The following is a 16,470-nucleotide window of genomic DNA, read 5'->3' as shown; positions in this document are numbered from 1 at the left end:
GAAACACCTGCCAGGAAAATACATTGCGATAAAAGGAGTGTACGATTTAAAATGGACGAAGTGAGACATCTCGATTGGGGCAAGTGCGACTGGTTTCATCCGAAGCCGAGCGTGATGCGGAAGGTGTACCAGGGCAGCAGTCACTACACCATCAGCATGGGCGTGATCCAGCCCGGCCATGTGCCCGGCCCCCACAAGCACGACTATGAGCAGTCCGTGGTGATCCTGAAGGGGAAATGCGACTTCCATGTGGATGACAAGGTGTACACCTTTGACGCCGACCTGGATAAGGACGGCGGCCTGTGCTTCATGACGATCCCAGCGGGCGCGATGCACTGGATCGAAAACCCGTATGACAAGCCTGTGTACAACATGGACATCTTTTTCCCCAAGCGCACCGCCGACCGTGAGGAGAGCGTGGAGGTCCGCTGAATCCTGTGAAACCGGCTGTGCCGGCTGCACGAGGAAGCGCGGCCAGCACAGCCATTTGGAATGGAGAAGACAACGCATGACTGATCAGAAATCCCTGCGTACCCGCCTGAAAGACGGCGAGACCGTATTCGGCATGTTCTATAAATTGAACAGTCCCCTGGTCACCGAGATCATGGGCTGGTCCGGCCTTGATTTCATTGTTGTGGATTGTGAGCACTCCGCCATCGGCTACGAAAGTGTGGAGAACATCGTCCGTACCGGGGAAAATGTGGGGCTGTCCACCATCATTCGCGTCCCCTCCGCCTCGGAGGAACATATTTTCCACGCCCTGGACTGCGGCGCCACCGGCGTTCAGATCCCCAATATGACCACGGTGGAGCAGTTCCGGGAGAACGTCAAATCCGCCAAGTACTACCCCGAGGGCACCCGGGGCCTCTCCCGCCAGACCCGCAACGCTATGTATGGCTTCTGGGATGAGAAGGCCAAGCCCTATGTGGAAGCCTCCAACGAGAAGTCCCTTGTGGTTGTCCACATTGAGAATAAGGAGATGGCGGACGCCGCTGAAGAGATCTGCCAGATCCCCCAGATCGATGTGGTGTTTGTCGGCCCCGCCGACATGAGCCAGTCCCTCGGCATCCCCGGCAAGTCCACCGATCCCCGCGTGGTGGAGGTAGCGGCCAAAGTGCTGAAGACCGCTGAAAAGTACGGTAAGGCCGGCGGCATTAACGTGACCAGCAAGGCCGATATGGAGCGATATATCGACCTTGGCGCCCGCTACATCCTTTACAGCTCCGACACTGCGGTATTTTCCAAGACCATGAAGGAGCTCGCGGCCCAGTTCGCACCTTACCGCAAGACCAACTGACGCAGCCAAGTCCAAGTTTTCCGGTCACCTGTGCACGGATCGAAATCAGAATTTAGGAGGAATACCAATGAAACGCAGATTGGCAAGCCTGATCGCCCTGGCGATGGTGGGCACCATCGCACTGACCTCTTGCAGCTCCGGTTCCGGCTCCACCACTCCCGCGCCCGCAAACACTGACTCTGTGCAGACAGAGGGGAAAGACTACGGCGGACTGAAGTATCTGCGGATGTGTTCCGGCACCCAAGGGGCAACCTGGACCACTGTGGGGTCCGCCATGATGGAGTATGTCGGTTCCGCCGTGAAGGATATGGGCGTGAGCGCCTCCAACGGACCCGGCGGCTCCGTGGCCAACTGCCGTGCCGTGGCCAACGGAGAGTATGAGCTGGGTTGGGCGTTCACTTCTACCGTATACGACGCTTACGGCGCTACCGGGGCGTTTTCGGAAGATGAACCCATGGAGAACCTGACCCATATTATGTCTATCTTCCCCAGCCAGCAGCACTTTGTGGTACCGGCCGACAGCAGCATTCAGTCTCTGGCCGATATCAACGGCAAGGTCGTCAATTTTACACCTGTCACCGAGACCAGCTATACTGTGAACAACAAGGTGTTCGAGGCTTACGGCATCAATCAGGATACCATTGAGAGCGCCGGCGGCACCGTGACCCTGACCCGATTCAATGAGGCCTCCGAGCTGCTGAAGAATGGAGAGCTGGACCTGTGGACCGCATGTATCGCCGCCCCCGGCTCCGCTGTCAGTGATATGGCATTTGCCCCTGGCATCCGCTTTGTCAACATTGACGAGGACAAGATTCCCCAGATTTTGGAACAGCTGCCTGGCTTTACTGAGATGACCATCCCCGCCGGTACCTACGAGGGCGTGGACGAGGATGTTCGTACCGTCGGTACCGTAGGATCCATCTTCTGCACGGCGGATCTCCCCGAAGATGTGGTCTACGACTTCCTGAAGACCATCTATGAGAACTGGGATGCACTGAAGGCCATCAATCCCACCGCCTTCGGTGATCTGGACGTGAACGACTGGCTCAACGGCGCTACCGCCCCCATCCATCCCGGCGCTGAGAAGTTCTATAAAGAGATGGGCGTCATGTAAACTCAATCATCTTTAGGGAGGGGCGATCCCCTTCTTACCGCCTGCACCGTAAGAAGGGGATCCCCTCCGCAATCGTTACTTGGCCGAGTTCAGGCGAATACCCCTGGGTCGGATTCAACGTAGCCTTGAAAAAGAGAAGGAAGGAGTTCAACTCCCATGCTGTTCAAAAAAGACAAGCAAGCGGCCTCTACCGGGTCCGAAAAGTCTCTTCAGGAGAAGATGATCGAAAAGGAAGAGGCCGCTGCCACCAAAGAGCGTATGGCGGAGGAACTGATCCAGGGCAAAATCAGCCTGTTCAAGAATCCTCTGGCGGTGGCGACCGCCCTTGTGGCGGTGGTACTCACCCTGCTGCATATTTTTTACGCCTACAATGGTGTGATCGAGGCCTGGAGCCTCCGATTTGCCCATCTGACCTTGATCCTGTTGATGTGCTTCCTCATGAAACCTACCGGCAGGGCCTCCGTCAAGCAGAAGCCCACCATTGGCACTGTCTGGGATCTCGTGGCCATTGCGGCCACCCTGGTGGTGGCGGTGTACATCTTCTCCGACATCGCAGGATTCCAGAACCGGGCCGGTATGCTGAATAAGATGGACGTCATCATGGGGGCTATCTTTATTGTGCTGGTGCTGGAGGCCGCCCGCCGCACCGTGGGTAAGGTCATGGTGATCCTCTGCCTCTTCTTCCTGGCCCACACCGCATTCTCCCACTATTTCCCGGGCTTCCTGAACGGACCTCCCAGCTCCTTGAAGAGTATCGTGAACTGGATCTTTGCCTCCACCGAGGGTATCTTCAGCACCCCTGTGGGCGTGATGGCCAGTTACATCTTCCTGTTTGTCCTCTTTGGCTCCCTGATGATCCACACCGGCGCCGGCGAACTGTTCATTGATTTCGCACTGGTTGCAACAGGAAAAATGCAGGGCGGGCCCGCCAAGGCCGCCGTGGTCTCCTCCGCCATCATGGGTACCGTCAGCGGCAGCGCCGCGGGCAATGTGGTGACCACCGGCACCTTTACCATCCCCCTGATGAAGAAGGTGGGTTTTCCTCCTGCCTTCGCCGGTGCGGTAGAGGCCTGCGCCTCCAGCGGCGGCCAGATCATGCCTCCGGTCATGGCCGCCACTGCATTTATCATCGCCGAGACCATGGGCGTGCCCTATATCAAGGTGGTGGTGGCCGCCATCATCCCCGCTGCCATGTACTACTGGAGCATTTTCAAGATGGTGGACATTGAGTCCTATATGCAGGACTTGAAGCCCTTGAAGCAAGAGGATCTGCCCGACCTGAAAGCTGAGTTCAAGGAAAAGGGACACCTGATCATTCCTCTTGCCGTATTGATCATTGTGATTTTCATGGGCATGTCCGCCGGTAAGTCTGTGGCCATCGCCATTGCCCTCATTTTTATCGTCTCCTCTCTGAGAAAGTCCACCCGCATGTCCATTACGGAGATTATCTGCGCCTTTGAGGAGGCGGCCAAGAGCGCGGTGCCCATCACTGCCGCCTGCGCCGCCGCCGGCATCATCATTGGCTCCCTGGTCACTTCAGGTCTGAACATCCGCCTCACCAGCATCATCACGAATCTGGCTGGCGGAAGCGTGCCCATTCTGCTGATCTTCACCATGATCGCAGCCATCATCCTGGGTATGGGCATGCCCACGGCCGGTGTGTATATCACCCTGTCCGCCCTGGTCATCCCTGCGCTGGTCAATGCCGGGATCAACCTCTATGCCTCTCACTTTTTCCCCTTCTTCTTCGGTGTGTTCTCCAGCATTACGCCTCCCGTCTGTTTAGCCGCCTTTGCTGCGGCGGGTATTGCGGGCACCGATCCCATGAAGACGGGATTCGAGAGCTTTAAACTGGGCCTGATTGCCTTGGCCATGCCGTTCTTCTTTGTGGTCAACCCGGCCCTGCTGGCCCAGGCATCTCTTCCCATCTGCATTAAGGAGGCATTCTTCGCTTTTGTCGCAGTCAACTGTCTGGGCTATGCCATCAAGGGCTGGTGGGGGAAAAAGCTCCCCGCATGGGAGCGGCTGCTGTTAGCGGCCCTGGTTTTGTTGCTGCTGACGCCTTCCACCATTGCGGAGATCGCCGCGACGGTAGTTTACTTCATTCTGTTCTTCAAGCACAAGAAGGACAAGGCGGTCCTGAAAGCCGCAGCCTGAGCAAGGAGGCATAACATTATGTATGAACTTCTGGAATACCTGATTGCCATCGGCGGCTCCGTAGTGCTCTTTTTTATCACAAAGAGCACCAATATGGGCGTACGCCAGTTTACGCTCTATCTGTGTGTGCTGGTCGTGTGGAGCATCGTTCTGTATGCGGCGCTCTACCTGATCCATAAAGCAAAGTCGAAGTCCAAGAAACCCTCCTGACGTTTTCCCAACACATCCCAACCAATACTTTGCGCTGGAATGCCGCCGGTCCGCTTTGCGGCCGGCGGCATTCCAGCATGAGGCAGACTGGACAACAGGAGGTTATGATGGAAGGACAATGTGCATTCTGCGGCCTGTCCAATCAGGTGCGGATCTGCAAGAATCCGGATACCGGCAAGGGCCCTCAGTTTTGTTCTACATTGCTGTACCCAGAGTGTATAGAGAAGGCGGCAGAGGAGTACCAATCGGAGGAGATGCACACATTTGCGGTAAACTCCGCAAAGAATGAGCGGTCCTGCTATGACTGCAGCGTGGAAACAGCCGGACTTCCCAAGCCGGTGAAGTGCCGGATCGAGGAGACCATCGACTTCTGCAAGAGCATGGATTATAAAAGAATCGGCCTTGCTTTCTGCGGCGCCCTTCACAGAGAGGCGGCCGTGGTAGCAAAGATTTTTCGGGCGCACGGGCTGGAGACCGTCTCCGTCATGTGTAAGGTAGGCGGCATAGACAAGGCCGCCATCGGTATCCAAGAGGAGGAAAAGCTTCACCCGGGGAGATTTGAGGCCATGTGCAACCCCATTGCTCAGGCAGAGATTCTGAACCAGGCGGATACGGACTTTAACGTGGTGATAGGGCTGTGCGTGGGGCATGACTCCTTGTTCTTATCTCACAGCAAAAAGATGTGTACCGTCCTGGCGGTAAAGGACCGGCTGCTGGGGCATAACCCCCTGGCCGCCGTATACACCAACCACAGCTACTACGGCTTTTTGAACAACGGGGATTGACCGCATAGAGACTTAATGTTACAAATAATGGATAAAAGGAGGGCCCGCCATGCAGGGCACCATAAGCAAGGACTTGATGAAGTCCGCCGTTAAGGAGGTTTGGATCCGCTCCCTCACAGAGATCCAGCCGGATATCCTCGAGGCGCTCAACGCCGCAAAGGAAAAAGAGACCAATGAAAGGGGCAGGCAGTATCTGGATATTTTGATTCAGAACGCGCTGCTTGCCACCCAGAATCGGACTGTGATCTGCCAGGATACCGGAGTGCCTACCTTTTTTATCAAAACATCACTGGGCTTTCCCTACGACGGCGATCTGCGGGAGGTCTTTGATGAGGCTCTCCACGAACTGACCATGGGGGAATTTCCCATGCGGCCCATGGTGGTGCATCCCCTGACCCGGGAAGACCGGTGTGATAACACTGCGGCTAACGTGCCCCTTCTGCACATCGAGCTGGACCACGGCACTGATTATATGGAGATCAAAGCCATGCCGAAGGGAGCAGGGTCCGGAATATGGGGGACACTCCAGTTCTTCCCACCATCGGTGGGAGCGGCCGGTGTGAAAAAATTTGTGGTGGACTCCGTTCTGCGGGCCGGTTCCAATCCCTGTCCGCCCCTCATTGTGGGCGTAGGCCTGGGCGGGCCTCTGGAGGAAGTGGCCCGACTGGCCACGGTGGCCTCTGCACGGCCCATAGACCGGCGTCACCCTGAACCGGAGATCGCCGCACTGGAGGAGGAGTTGAAGGAGGCGCTCAATATGAGTCAGATCGGCCCCATGGGCATGGGTGGGGACACCACAGTTCTGGCCGTCAATGTGGAGTATTCCGGCACACATAAGCCCTGGATGCCCGTGGCGGTGAACATCAACTGCTGGCCAGGGCGGAAGGCCACCTGCCGCATCTACAGCGACGGCCATGTTGAGCAAGTGAAGGGGGAATAGCCATGGCAAGAACCGTCTATTTGAAGACGCCGCTGACAGAGGAGGAGGTTCGAGGACTGCAGTTGGACGATGTGGTCTACCTCACCGGCGACGCCTATACGATGATGTATATCGACCATTTTACCCGTCTGACCGGTATGATCAAGGCAGGGGAGCCTCTGCCTATGGAACTGAAGGGGAATGTCATTTATAATACCGGCACAATTTTTCGCCGTGAGGAGGACGGCACATACGACTTCCGGGCCATTGGAGCCACCACCAGCTCGAAATTTAACGCCTATACGCCTGAGTTTATCCGTCTTTCGGGTGTCCGGGCCGTAATCGGCAAGGGCGGTATGGACCGGAATGTTTTGGACGCCATGCAGGAATGTGGCTGCGTGTATCTGGCCATCGTAGGGGGCTGTTCGGCCATCTATACCCCCCATGTGGAGTTGAAGCGGGAGTTCTGGCCGCAGAAGAGCTGGGCGGACAACCAGCTCCAGCTCAGACTGGACGCCTTCGGCCCCCTCTTCGTGGCCATGGATGCCAATGGGAACAGCATCTATGAGCAGTGCGGAGACACGGCCCAGGAGAACCTGCCCGCCATCTATGAAAAGCTGGGGATTAAGGCAACGTAATGAGTAGAAGGCGGGCAGCGGATCGGATGATCCGCTGCCCGCCTTTTCGCGTGGGGCCATCCCCGGGTTTCTCTTCTGGCCTGACCCTCTTTTTCATAGGATGGAACAAACACATTTAGGAGGGAACCGGATATGAAATTGTTTCTGGTCAGACGAAAGCTCATCACAGCGGTAGCCTGCCTGCTGCTGGCGGCGGGGATGTTCTATGTGGTGAACCACCCGGCCATAGTAGGGGCCGCCGCGACCACAAGGCAACTGCCCATCTACTGCGTGCAGCGGGACCAAAAGGTGCTGTCCATTTCCTTCGACGCAGCATGGGGTGATGACAGATTGCGGCCGTTGGGCCGCTAAGCGCTGCAGCGCAGACTGCGGGAGATGAGGAGCGCTCCGGCGAGATTTAACGGGAGCAGAAGAAGGCACACAGCGCCATAGCTGCCCCATTGGGTAGAGAGAGAGCTGCCCAACATGGGGCCCAGGAGGGAGGCGGGAACCATCTGGAGGGACATAATGGCGAGGTTTTGAGGATAGTGGCGCGGGCCGAAGAGGTCCCGAACCAGGGCGGCGCACAGACTGGACATGCCGCCATAACCGATGCCCAGCAGCCCAAGGCCCAGCAGCAGAAGCGGCAGACGGTCCAAAAGAAAGGAAATGACCATAAGTGCCATGGCGACCGCCATGATGAGGCTGTCCCACAGTGCACTTCTATGGCCGCCCAGCATGTCGAACAGCCGCCCAAAGGCCAGCCGACCTGCGCAGCCGAAGGCGGTCACAACGCCGGAGAGCAACGCCGCCGTCCCCGCCGCAGCGCCCAGCTCCAGTGCCATTTGGGCGGCGCTTCCGATGGCGGCCAGCCCTCCGGCTGTCAGGACCATGAGCCACAGAAAGACGCTGCAAAAGCGGCCTGTTCGCAGCATTTGAGCGGGAGACAGGTCCGCGGAGGACCCCGGCGCGCCCGGTTCCGACGGGACCGGGGTGGGAGAAGGGGGGAGGAGCAGTCCGCCCAGGACCAGCACACTTCCCTCAAAGAGACCGAATGCCAGTAGGGTCCGGGTCCAGCCCAACGCGGAGAGCAGATGATTGGCCGCAGCCGCCATGGGAAAGGTGGCAAAGCCGTAGCAGGTGAGGAGCAGGCCGTTACAGGATCCCGGCCTGTCCGGAAACCACCGGGCGGCGTATCCCAACAGGATGTTGTAGGCCATGCCCACGCCGCAGCCGCACAACACGCCATAGCCCAGGGCCACGCCCGCAAAAGAGGGGGTGGAGCCTCCCGCCGGAAGGAACCCCAGAAGCAGCGCGCCCCCAGAGCACCACAGAAGAGTTCGGGGCTTTAGGCGCGCCGACAGAAAGCCGCTGAGTAGCGAGCCGGCACAATAGGAGCACATGGACAGGGTGAATACGCCGGAGGTCTCTACCCGGGACCAGCCGTAGACTCCCTCCAGAGGGATGACGAACACTGACCAGGCGTACAGCACGGCCACGGACATCAGCAGCACACAGCACAGGGCCAGTACGGCCCACCGCTTGTTTCCCATTTGAACGCCTCCTGAGGAGCGCCCGCCGGGCCCGGCGGGCGCTTTCTGTGAAAAAACGCCCCCCAGAGCAGACTGGGGGGCGTTCCGGGTGATTGCAGGTTATTTCGCTCTGGCGTGGAACATGCGGAAGTCCACTTTTTCAGGGACCACCACCTCTTCGGGGTCCAGGGTCCTGCCCTCGCGGGCCGCCAAAGTCTGCTGGATAAAGATATACTCGTTGGGCACGGAGTTGTCGCCCTCCCGCAAATCGGGGATCTCCAGGCCGCCGCCGGCTTCCAGAATGGCCAGAGCTTCCTCTGGCCGTCCCGTGTGGGCCAGGGCAAAGGCGTGGTAGGCCTGCACCATGGGAGCCGCGCGCTGCTCGTCCGTCAGCTCGTCATAGACCGAATTCATCAGTGCGTATTCGCCGGCCTCATAGGCAAAACGAAGCGCCTCTTTGGCAAGCGGCAGATCACCAGGATTGAGCGCCCGGGCCTTGGCCATCAGGTAGGCGCTGCGGTGCTCATCCCCCAGTACCCGCCAGACATTGGCCAGACCGTGGTAGCCCCAGGTACTCTGTTCCAGAGCCATGGATGTCTCAAAGGCGTTCAGGGCGTCCTCGTAGAGGTCACGGGCAAAGTAGCACAGGCCCAGATGGTACCAGGCATACCAATTCTTTTCGTCGGCGGATTTCACCGCCTTTTTCAGAAGGTCAAACCACTCGTTCTGGACCAAGAAGGAGGCGGGAGAATCCTTGGGGTCGGGGCAGTCCAGATAGCCGTTTTTCAGGAAACGATACCACACTTGCTGCGCGGGCTCCAGCCCGCCGAAGTCAAGGTAAGGGGCCACCGGCTTGCGCCCCCGGGACTCCTGCATCAGGTTATCCAGCGCGCCCCAGCCCTGCCCCTTCAGCACCACCTTGGCGGGGGAGGTGGCGGCGGTATGGGTGGCCTGGAGCATCCGGTCCATCTCCGCCTCAGGGAGTACGCCGTCCAGCCACTGCTGTACGGCCTGTTTGCTCTCCTGCCAGGGGCCGTGGACGCGCTCGGGAGAGAAGTCCACCGCGCCGTAGGCCTCCAGCCATTCCCAAGCGGTCTGCGGGGGCATGGGGAGGCTCTCGTTCTGGGTGGGAGCCAGTCCTGCCTGGATCTCCAGGTAGGGCTGGTCGTAGCCGGTGCCGCCGGTGAGGAACTTCTGCCAGTTGTCCCCTCCCACAGAGGTGCCCCAGACAAACATTTTCCGGCCCTTCAGACGGCGGGTGGATGCGTGGATGATGCCCTTGCCGTCAGCCCGGACATAGGCCTCGTATTTCCGCTGTCCCTCGGGGATCTTGTAGAAATGATCCACCACAATGGTGTGGTTGGTGGGATAAGAGAGATCTACGCCGTCTACCATGGGGATGGGGAGCTTGTACACCGGATCCTCGTCCTGATTGATATAGGCCTCGTCGGCGGGAACGATGACTCTGGCCCCCTCCTCCTGCTTCACCGCGATGGTGCTCCACCAATACACCGGCTTCACCTCTGTGGAGCCGTTGACCAGGCGCATCCGGGCAAAGAGGAAGGGGACGTCGTCTTTCAGGAAGAAGTCCATTTGGAAGGTATTGGCCCGGATGCGTTCAAAGGCGTAAAGCCGCAGCACCGGGGTGCCGTCGTCGAGGGCATAGGAGGCGGCGAAAATGGGGGAACAGGTGAGGGCGGAATGTCCTCGGACACCGCAGTTCCACTCCACGCCGCCGGAGAACCAGGCGTTCCGCACGGCAAAGTTGCAGGGGCGAAACACAGGGTTGTTGATGATGAGGTCTCTCTGGGTTACCTTGTCGTAAAGGGACCACATGCGCCCGCCCAGGGCGGGGACAAAGGTGGCCTTGAGAAAGCGGTTTTCCAGCACGGCCACGTCAAAGACCTGCTCGGTCTCAGAGCGATCATAGTCGTCCTGACTGGTGTAGGGCAGCATGTGGAGGATATTTCCGTAGTTAATGTACAGACCCTCCGACTCATCCAGAATGCTGGTCTTTTCAAACATTTTCTGCTTGTAGAGGATGGGATAGGCGCTGTCGGGCCCCAGATGGGAGCCGGGAATATGCATTTTTTCAAAAGTCAGGCTGCTCATGCCGCACCCCTCCTCAATAAGTCACTTCGACGGGAATGCCCTTTTCGGCGGATTCGATGATGGCCAGAATTGCAATACAGGTCTTGCGGGAGTCCTCCAGCGTCACCCGGAACTCCTGGCCGTCCACCATGCGGTCGATAAAGTCGCGGATGCTCTCATAGGAGAGCCCCTTGCACTTGCCAAAGACAAAGTTGCTCACCAGAATATCGGGGACCATGATCTTCTCCTGGTCGGCAAAGGTGATAAGGTCGTGGTTGGAGAGATTCAGGTTTACCATGCCCTCGGTGCCCATGATGGAGAAACGGAAGTCGTTGACATTGCCGTTGCCGTTGGGGGTGACCCAGCCGTTTTCCATATGGGCGATCCCGCCGTGTTCAAATTCGATAGTGGACAGATAGATGTCGGGGGTATCGATGCCCTCCGCCTTTAGGATGCCCTCGCGTTTTACCGCGTAGACCCGCTTGACTTCGTCGTTGAAGAGCCAGCGCAGGGTGTCCAGGGAATGGCTGCCCAGGAACCAGAGGATGGAGGACTTGGCCGCCCATGGAAGCAGGTCCGTAGCGCACCACTTGATGTCGCTGTGGCGGATATAGGCGGTATAGGGATCTCCCAGCTTGCCCGCCTCGATGAGCTGCTTGCAGGTGTTGAAGGGGGCGTTCCAGCGGTTGTGGAGGTCCACCATACACCGCACGCCGTTGCGTTTCACCGCCTCCACAATGCGCTCGGCGTCCTCGCGGGTGGTGGCCAGGGGTTTCTCGATGAGCAGGTGCCGCTTGTGATCGGCAAAGCAGCAGGCGATGTCGGCGTGGGCAAAGTCTGGTGTGACGATGGCCACGGCGTCAATGTCGGCCTTTTCCGCCATCTCGTGGTAGTCGGTATAGACCTCTTTGATGCCGAATTCATCGGCGATGGCCTGAGCCCGCTCACGGTTCATGTCGCAGATGGCCACCGGCTCGGCATTGCTGTGCTCCCGATAGATATAGGCGTGGGTCCTGCCCCAGGTGCCGGCGCCTACGATACCCATTTTAATTTTCTTTTCCATCATTCATTCACCCTTATTCCATCAAAAATATTGAGAACCATAGAATCAGCCCTTGACGGCGCCCGCCGTCATACCGGCGACCAGATGCTTCTGGAGCAGCCAGAAGATGATGACCACCGGGACGGTGATCATGACGGCCCCGGCCATCAGCGTGCCCCAGTTGGTGTCGTATTGCCCCTGGAAGCTGGCGATACCGATGGGGAGCGTCCAGTTGCTGTAGCTGCGCAGCAGGACGCTGGCGAACACGTATTCGTTCCAACCGGAGATGAAGGCGAAGATCGTGGTAGCCGCAAGCCCGGGCAGGGAGAGCGGGAGCACGATTCTGGAGAAAACCTGAAAGCGGTTGGCTCCGTCCACCATGGCCGCTTCGTCGATGGTGGGCGAGATGGAGTCGAAATAGCCCTTCATCATCCAGGTGCAGAAGGGCACGGTAAAGGTGGTATAGGCTAAAATCAGTCCGAACATGTTGTCCAGCAGGTTCATATTGCCCATGATCACGTACATCGGCACCACGATGAGGGCGCCGGGAATGACTTGGGTCGTGAGGATAATGTAGGAGAGAGCGCTGCGTCCCTTAAAATGAAACCGGGAGATACCATAGGCGCCCAAGGTGGCGATGATCAGGGAGAACAGCGTGGTGCAGAGGGAAACGATGACGCTGTTCTGGAGCCAGGTGGTAAAGCTGAAGGCACCGGTGGTGGAGAGCATGGCCTTGTAGCCGTCGAGTGTGGGCGCTTTGGGGAAAAGGGTGGGCGCGGCATACACTTCGCTGGCGGGTTTGAAAGAGACGGAGATCATCCAGATAAAGGGGAAAATGGCAAAGAGGCAGACCAGCACTGCGACCACGACGACTCCGATCTTCAGTCCAAGTGATTTCTTCATGCCTTCTCTCCTTTATTCAGAGCTCGGAAGTAGAGCCCGGTGAAGATGCAGCTTGCCAGGAGCATGAGCATGCCCACTGCCGAGGCCTTACCGAAGTCAAAATATTTAAAGGCCGTCTGCTGCACAAAGATGGTGAGAATCTCCGTGGCACGTGCGGGGCCGCCCTTGGCCAGCAGATAGGCGATGGCGTAGTCTTTCAGCGTCCAGATGATGAGCAGAAGGAACACGACCATGGAGACGGGCTTGAGTGAGGGCCAGGTGATATAGCGCAGCTTTTGGAGGCGGGTAGCCCCGTCGACTGTGGCGGCCTCATACATCTCCTGATCAATCCCCTGCAGCCCGGCCAGCAGCATGATGGCCACAAAGGGGAACCCCTTCCAAATATTGACCGCCATGGCCGCCGGAAGCGCCACGTTTTTGTCCAGCAGCCAGCCCACGTTTCCTGAGAGGACTCCCATGCCGGTGAGCATTGAATTGATGATGCCGTAATCCTTGTCGTACATCAGGATCCAGACCAGGCATGCCACCACCTCCGGGACGGCCCAGGGGATGATGATCAGAGCTCTGGCCAGTCCGCAGCCCCGGAACTTTGTATTCAGGGTCAATGCGGTGCCAAAGCCGAGGATGAACCGGAACGCCACCGTCACCACCATGTACAGCACGGTCACCCGCGCCGAGTTCCAGAAAAACTCATCTTGGAACACGTTGACGTAGTTTTCCACACCCACAAAGTAGTGTCCGTCGGGCGACGGCTTGGTCATTTTCCAGTATTGCACGCTCATCAAAGCCGCCTTGAGGATCGGGTAGGCCAGGAAGACGGCCAGGATGATCACCAGCGGTAAGATAAAGAGATAGCCGCTCTTTGTCTCGCGGCTTATTTTCAGTCTTTTCATGGGGCGCCCTCCCTATCGGCGGAGAAGCGGACCGGGCCCGGACCGACTTCACCGGTTAAGCTCTGGCTGATTTGATTCCGGCGCCGGCGGCAACTGCCGCCGGCGCCGGTCCGTATGCGCTGTGGATCTGCGTCAGGCTCAGGAGCCCAGAATGGCGGCCATCTTGTCGTGGGCCTCGTCCAGGATCGGCTTGACATCCACCGGCGTATCGGTGAACATCTCGGCGGCGGCGTCGATCATGACCTGGCTGAGTTCGCTGTATTCGGGGATGGCAGGGTCGGCGATCAGAGTGGTGTAGTTGTTCTCCATGAAGTCATAGAACAGGGCGGAGAGGGGATACGCAGCCTTGTACTCGTCAGAGGAGGCGTACTCGATGCTGGCGGGAATCTGGCCGCAGTCGGCGATGATCTTCTGGGCCTCGGCGCTGGTCATCCAAAGCAGGAAGTCCCAAGCCTCGTCGGGGTGCTCGCACTTGCTGCTGATGAGACTGAGCACGGGGAAGTTGGTGGGGTTGGGCTTATAGGTTTCGCCGTTATAGACCACGTCGAACTGGGGGATGATGCCGATGTCGTCCATCATGGCGGCGTCATGCTCCTGGCACATGCCGATGAACCAAGGGCCATCCATGCAGAAGGGGACTTCGCCGTTCCAGAACATCTCGCGGGAGTCCTTCTTGTCCAGCACCAGCTTGCCGCACTTCTCGGTGGCGATGAAGTCGTTCCACCACTGGGCGGCCCAGACGTTGGCCTCAGAGTTACAGTTCAGATGGTCTGCGGTGTAAGGCGCGGTTTCGCCGTCGGCAAAATACAGGCCATTGGAGACGGGACGGGCGATCAGACGGTTCCACTCGCTGACGGAGAAGGCGTGGGTGCCGTATACGACGCCCATTGCCACGCTGTCGCCCTCGGAGAACTTGCGGCAGGCATCCAGGAAGTCGTCCTGTGTCTTGATGCTCTCGGGGTCGATGCCCTTTTCCTCCAGCATGGATTTGCGGTAGAACATGGCGGTAGTGCCCCAGGAGTAGTTGGACACGCCCAGCGTTTTATCGTCATATACACCGGTCTCCTGGCCGGTGAGCTTGCCCTCCAGCCCCGCTGCGTTGAAGCGATCGGTGAGGTCCAGGAAAGCGCCGCCCTCCCGCAGCGTCTGGTAGGAGGCCAGGTTCTCCGGATAGATCTGCATGATGTCGGTCTCGTTGTTAGCCAGGATCTCTGTGGTCAGGTTGTTCCAGTAGTCGGCATAGCCGGCGCCGGAGATCTCGATCTGCACATTGGGGTCAATCTTGTTGTACTCCTCCACCAGCCGGTCGATTACGGCACGGTGGGGGGCCTCAACATAGAGGAAGGTGGCCATCGTCAGCTTGATGGGCTCCGTGGCGGAGGAGGAGTCGGCGGGTTGGGTAGTGGCGGGGGCGGGAGTGCCGCCGCCGGAGCCGCCGCCGCAGGCGGCCAGGGAGAGCGCCAGGGCCGTTGCAAGAGAGAATGTGATCAGTCGTTTCGTCAGTTTCATTTCAGTACCTCCTTAAAATTCAATCGAGTTGAGTCCTTCCTGTGGGTGTGCGTCTGCGTTATCTTCCGATCGGCTACCCTCCACTTCTTTTCAGTGTCTTAATGTCGCGTATAGGTAATCCTCGATTACATCGCCCACATGGTCCTCCAATAGGGCGTTGGGCTCATTTTCCAGGGCCGTGGTCCGCACCCGTTCCGCCTGGCGGGGCAGGTACTGACTTAGCAGGGAATAGGGGATGGGGCGGCTGCCCAGACGGTCCATCAGCCGGCGGATGGAGCTGCGCACTTCTCCGTCGGTGAGATAGTAGCGGGCCCTGTCCGACAGGCTGAAGGCCCGGTCATATTTCTGCTGTGATTCGGTACCGTGATAATGCTTCCTCCAGTACTTGTCGTCCCGAAGCATGGCCGCCTCCAACACGGCACGAAAGCCGCTCAGGGGCGCCTCCGTATCGGAGAAGAGCTCCCGTTCGATACACTCCAGGGCAAAGAGACCCTCCCGCACGGCAAATGTGAGGGCAGGCCCCACCTTCAGGATGGCCACCCCGTCCTCCACCATCTCCCGCAGGGCATATCTGGTCTGATAGTCGGTGGAATGGCCCTCCAGCACCAACCGGTCATAGCGGTGCAGTGCACCGGTGATTTTGGCGGCGCTGGACCGGCTGTAATCAAAGACAGAATCGCTCCCAAACTCCACGCCGGGCTGGACCACCACGGCTACCACCCGTTCCCAGGCGTCCTCCAGCCCTCTGGAGAGGAAGGCGTCCCGAAATGCGTGCAGAGTATGGTCCAGATCGGAGGGTTCCGTAACGGCGATGCCCTCCTCCGCCTCCTGGGCACCGCCCGGAATGGGCACTTCGCTGCCCACCACATAGACCGGGGCTACGGCATCCGGGTCCTGAGCCCGCCGCTGGGTGTAAGCCGCTTCGGCCACGGCGCACAGCTCTGCGCCCCGCCGGGCGATGACCTCGTCGGGCAGGCGGAGATGGGCGTCGTCGTCCCCCACCTTCATACTGGTGTCGATATGTATTTTGGTAAAGCCGGCGAGGACGTACCGGCGGACGAGTTCACGGGCGAGGGCCATGGCCTCGGCCTCCGGTTTCTCAGCAAAGGTCAGGGGGCCCAGGTGATCGCCCCCCAGGATGACCTGGCTGCTGGGCACGTCCAGCTCACGGGCGAGCCCCAGTACATAGGCGTAAAATTGTTCCGGCGTCATGCCGATATAGCCGCCGAACTGATCTACCTGATTGGCGGTGGATTCGATGAGGACATAGGTGCGGTGTTCCCGGGCCTTTTTCAGAGCGGCGCGCAGCACATATTCGTTGGCGCTGCAGCAGGAATAGATGCCCACGCCCTCGCCCGCCCGGTTGGCGGCGGCAATTTCCTGTAAAATATGTCCCATGGC

General features: G+C 58.8%; 16 protein-coding genes. 9 read left to right on the top strand and 7 right to left on the bottom strand.

What is annotated here, in order from left to right; translation table 11 throughout:
- Positions 1 to 51: 51 nt before the first annotated feature.
- The 9 genes from SRB521_RS14950 to SRB521_RS14910 all read left to right on the top strand — a co-directional run bounded on the left by SRB521_RS14950 (position 52) and on the right by SRB521_RS14910 (position 7,471).
- On the top strand, positions 52 to 432 hold the full coding sequence (locus SRB521_RS14950) for a cupin domain-containing protein (RefSeq protein WP_058118589.1): 381 nt from the start codon (positions 52 to 54) through the stop codon (positions 430 to 432).
- A gap of 76 nt (positions 433 to 508) precedes the next feature.
- Positions 509 to 1,297 (top strand): HpcH/HpaI aldolase family protein, encoded by a 789-nt coding sequence (locus tag SRB521_RS14945; protein WP_058118588.1) that lies wholly within the window; start codon positions 509 to 511, stop codon positions 1,295 to 1,297.
- A 67-nt stretch (positions 1,298 to 1,364) separates the two neighbouring features.
- A complete protein-coding gene (locus SRB521_RS14940; RefSeq protein ID WP_052082904.1) occupies positions 1,365 to 2,411 on the top strand; it encodes a TAXI family TRAP transporter solute-binding subunit in 1,047 nt (348 codons plus the stop codon).
- 156 nt (positions 2,412 to 2,567) lie between these two features.
- Entirely contained in the window at positions 2,568 to 4,568 is a 2,001-nt protein-coding gene (locus SRB521_RS14935; protein ID WP_116722292.1) for a TRAP transporter permease, read from the top strand.
- A gap of 18 nt (positions 4,569 to 4,586) precedes the next feature.
- Positions 4,587 to 4,778: a hypothetical protein gene (locus tag SRB521_RS14930; protein ID WP_033119207.1), complete on the top strand. Its 192-nt coding sequence runs from the start codon at positions 4,587 to 4,589 to the stop codon at positions 4,776 to 4,778.
- Positions 4,779 to 4,882: 104 nt separating this feature from the next.
- Positions 4,883 to 5,563, top strand: a complete 681-nt coding sequence (locus SRB521_RS14925; protein ID WP_116722293.1) for a DUF1847 domain-containing protein — start codon at positions 4,883 to 4,885, stop codon at positions 5,561 to 5,563.
- Positions 5,564 to 5,612: 49 nt separating this feature from the next.
- Complete coding sequence (locus SRB521_RS14920) at positions 5,613 to 6,503, top strand: fumarate hydratase (RefSeq protein WP_116722294.1); 891 nt, start codon at positions 5,613 to 5,615, stop codon at positions 6,501 to 6,503.
- Positions 6,504 to 6,505: 2 nt separating this feature from the next.
- Entirely contained in the window at positions 6,506 to 7,120 is a 615-nt protein-coding gene (locus tag SRB521_RS14915; protein WP_075704753.1) for a fumarate hydratase C-terminal domain-containing protein, read from the top strand.
- A gap of 132 nt (positions 7,121 to 7,252) precedes the next feature.
- The gene (locus tag SRB521_RS14910; RefSeq protein ID WP_033119205.1) at positions 7,253 to 7,471 is read left to right on the top strand and encodes a hypothetical protein; all 219 of its coding nucleotides are present in this window, start codon (positions 7,253 to 7,255) and stop codon (positions 7,469 to 7,471) included.
- On the opposite strand, the gene SRB521_RS14905 is transcribed toward SRB521_RS14910, so the two are convergent.
- From SRB521_RS14905 to SRB521_RS14875, 7 genes are all read right to left on the bottom strand, one after another.
- Positions 7,468 to 8,652 carry an MFS transporter gene (locus tag SRB521_RS14905; RefSeq protein ID WP_116722295.1) on the bottom strand — a complete coding sequence of 395 codons (1,185 nt, stop codon included), beginning with the start codon at positions 8,650 to 8,652 and terminating at the stop codon, positions 7,468 to 7,470. The genes SRB521_RS14910 and SRB521_RS14905 overlap by 4 nt on opposite strands.
- 99 nt (positions 8,653 to 8,751) lie before the next feature.
- Positions 8,752 to 10,743, bottom strand: a complete 1,992-nt coding sequence (locus tag SRB521_RS14900) for a DUF5107 domain-containing protein (protein WP_116722296.1) — start codon at positions 10,741 to 10,743, stop codon at positions 8,752 to 8,754.
- Positions 10,744 to 10,756: 13 nt separating this feature from the next.
- Positions 10,757 to 11,788, bottom strand: coding sequence for a Gfo/Idh/MocA family protein (locus SRB521_RS14895; protein WP_058118564.1), 1,032 nt, complete (start codon positions 11,786 to 11,788; stop codon positions 10,757 to 10,759).
- A 42-nt stretch (positions 11,789 to 11,830) separates the two neighbouring features.
- Positions 11,831 to 12,667, bottom strand: a complete 837-nt coding sequence (locus SRB521_RS14890) for a carbohydrate ABC transporter permease (protein WP_075704750.1) — start codon at positions 12,665 to 12,667, stop codon at positions 11,831 to 11,833.
- Positions 12,664 to 13,560 (bottom strand): carbohydrate ABC transporter permease, encoded by an 897-nt coding sequence (locus SRB521_RS14885; RefSeq protein WP_033119201.1) that lies wholly within the window; start codon positions 13,558 to 13,560, stop codon positions 12,664 to 12,666. Before SRB521_RS14885 ends, SRB521_RS14890 begins: the two co-directional genes overlap by 4 nt.
- Positions 13,561 to 13,698: 138 nt before the next feature.
- Positions 13,699 to 15,069: an ABC transporter substrate-binding protein gene (locus tag SRB521_RS14880; RefSeq protein WP_116722297.1), complete on the bottom strand. Its 1,371-nt coding sequence runs from the start codon at positions 15,067 to 15,069 to the stop codon at positions 13,699 to 13,701.
- 90 nt (positions 15,070 to 15,159) lie between these two features.
- Positions 15,160 to 16,467: a class II D-tagatose-bisphosphate aldolase, non-catalytic subunit gene (locus SRB521_RS14875; RefSeq protein WP_075705598.1), complete on the bottom strand. Its 1,308-nt coding sequence runs from the start codon at positions 16,465 to 16,467 to the stop codon at positions 15,160 to 15,162.
- Positions 16,468 to 16,470: the final 3 nt, after the last annotated feature.

It is taken from the genome of Intestinimonas butyriciproducens, from assembly GCF_004154955.1.
In the GTDB taxonomy this organism is placed as follows: Bacteria; Bacillota; Clostridia; order Oscillospirales; family Oscillospiraceae; genus Intestinimonas; species Intestinimonas butyriciproducens.
Note: the sequence above shows the minus strand (reverse complement) of the source record. Positions and strands in the feature narration are given on the sequence as shown.

Coding starts and splice junctions, on each gene's coding strand:
- SRB521_RS14935 (WP_116722292.1), top strand. CDS start 2,568: ATGCTGTTCAAAAAAGACAAGCAAGCGGCCTCTACCGGGTCCGAAAAG.
- SRB521_RS14925 (WP_116722293.1), top strand. CDS start 4,883: ATGATGGAAGGACAATGTGCATTCTGCGGCCTGTCCAATCAGGTGCGG.
- SRB521_RS14945 (WP_058118588.1), top strand. CDS start 509: ATGACTGATCAGAAATCCCTGCGTACCCGCCTGAAAGACGGCGAGACC.
- SRB521_RS14940 (WP_052082904.1), top strand. CDS start 1,365: ATGAAACGCAGATTGGCAAGCCTGATCGCCCTGGCGATGGTGGGCACC.
- SRB521_RS14950 (WP_058118589.1), top strand. CDS start 52: ATGGACGAAGTGAGACATCTCGATTGGGGCAAGTGCGACTGGTTTCAT.
- SRB521_RS14915 (WP_075704753.1), top strand. CDS start 6,506: ATGGCAAGAACCGTCTATTTGAAGACGCCGCTGACAGAGGAGGAGGTT.
- SRB521_RS14910 (WP_033119205.1), top strand. CDS start 7,253: ATGAAATTGTTTCTGGTCAGACGAAAGCTCATCACAGCGGTAGCCTGC.
- SRB521_RS14875 (WP_075705598.1), bottom strand. CDS start 16,467: ATGGGACATATTTTACAGGAAATTGCCGCCGCCAACCGGGCGGGCGAG.
- SRB521_RS14890 (WP_075704750.1), bottom strand. CDS start 12,667: ATGAAGAAATCACTTGGACTGAAGATCGGAGTCGTCGTGGTCGCAGTG.
- SRB521_RS14920 (WP_116722294.1), top strand. CDS start 5,613: ATGCAGGGCACCATAAGCAAGGACTTGATGAAGTCCGCCGTTAAGGAG.
- SRB521_RS14895 (WP_058118564.1), bottom strand. CDS start 11,788: ATGATGGAAAAGAAAATTAAAATGGGTATCGTAGGCGCCGGCACCTGG.
- SRB521_RS14930 (WP_033119207.1), top strand. CDS start 4,587: ATGTATGAACTTCTGGAATACCTGATTGCCATCGGCGGCTCCGTAGTG.
- SRB521_RS14880 (WP_116722297.1), bottom strand. CDS start 15,069: ATGAAACTGACGAAACGACTGATCACATTCTCTCTTGCAACGGCCCTG.
- SRB521_RS14900 (WP_116722296.1), bottom strand. CDS start 10,743: ATGAGCAGCCTGACTTTTGAAAAAATGCATATTCCCGGCTCCCATCTG.
- SRB521_RS14905 (WP_116722295.1), bottom strand. CDS start 8,652: ATGGGAAACAAGCGGTGGGCCGTACTGGCCCTGTGCTGTGTGCTGCTG.
- SRB521_RS14885 (WP_033119201.1), bottom strand. CDS start 13,560: ATGAAAAGACTGAAAATAAGCCGCGAGACAAAGAGCGGCTATCTCTTT.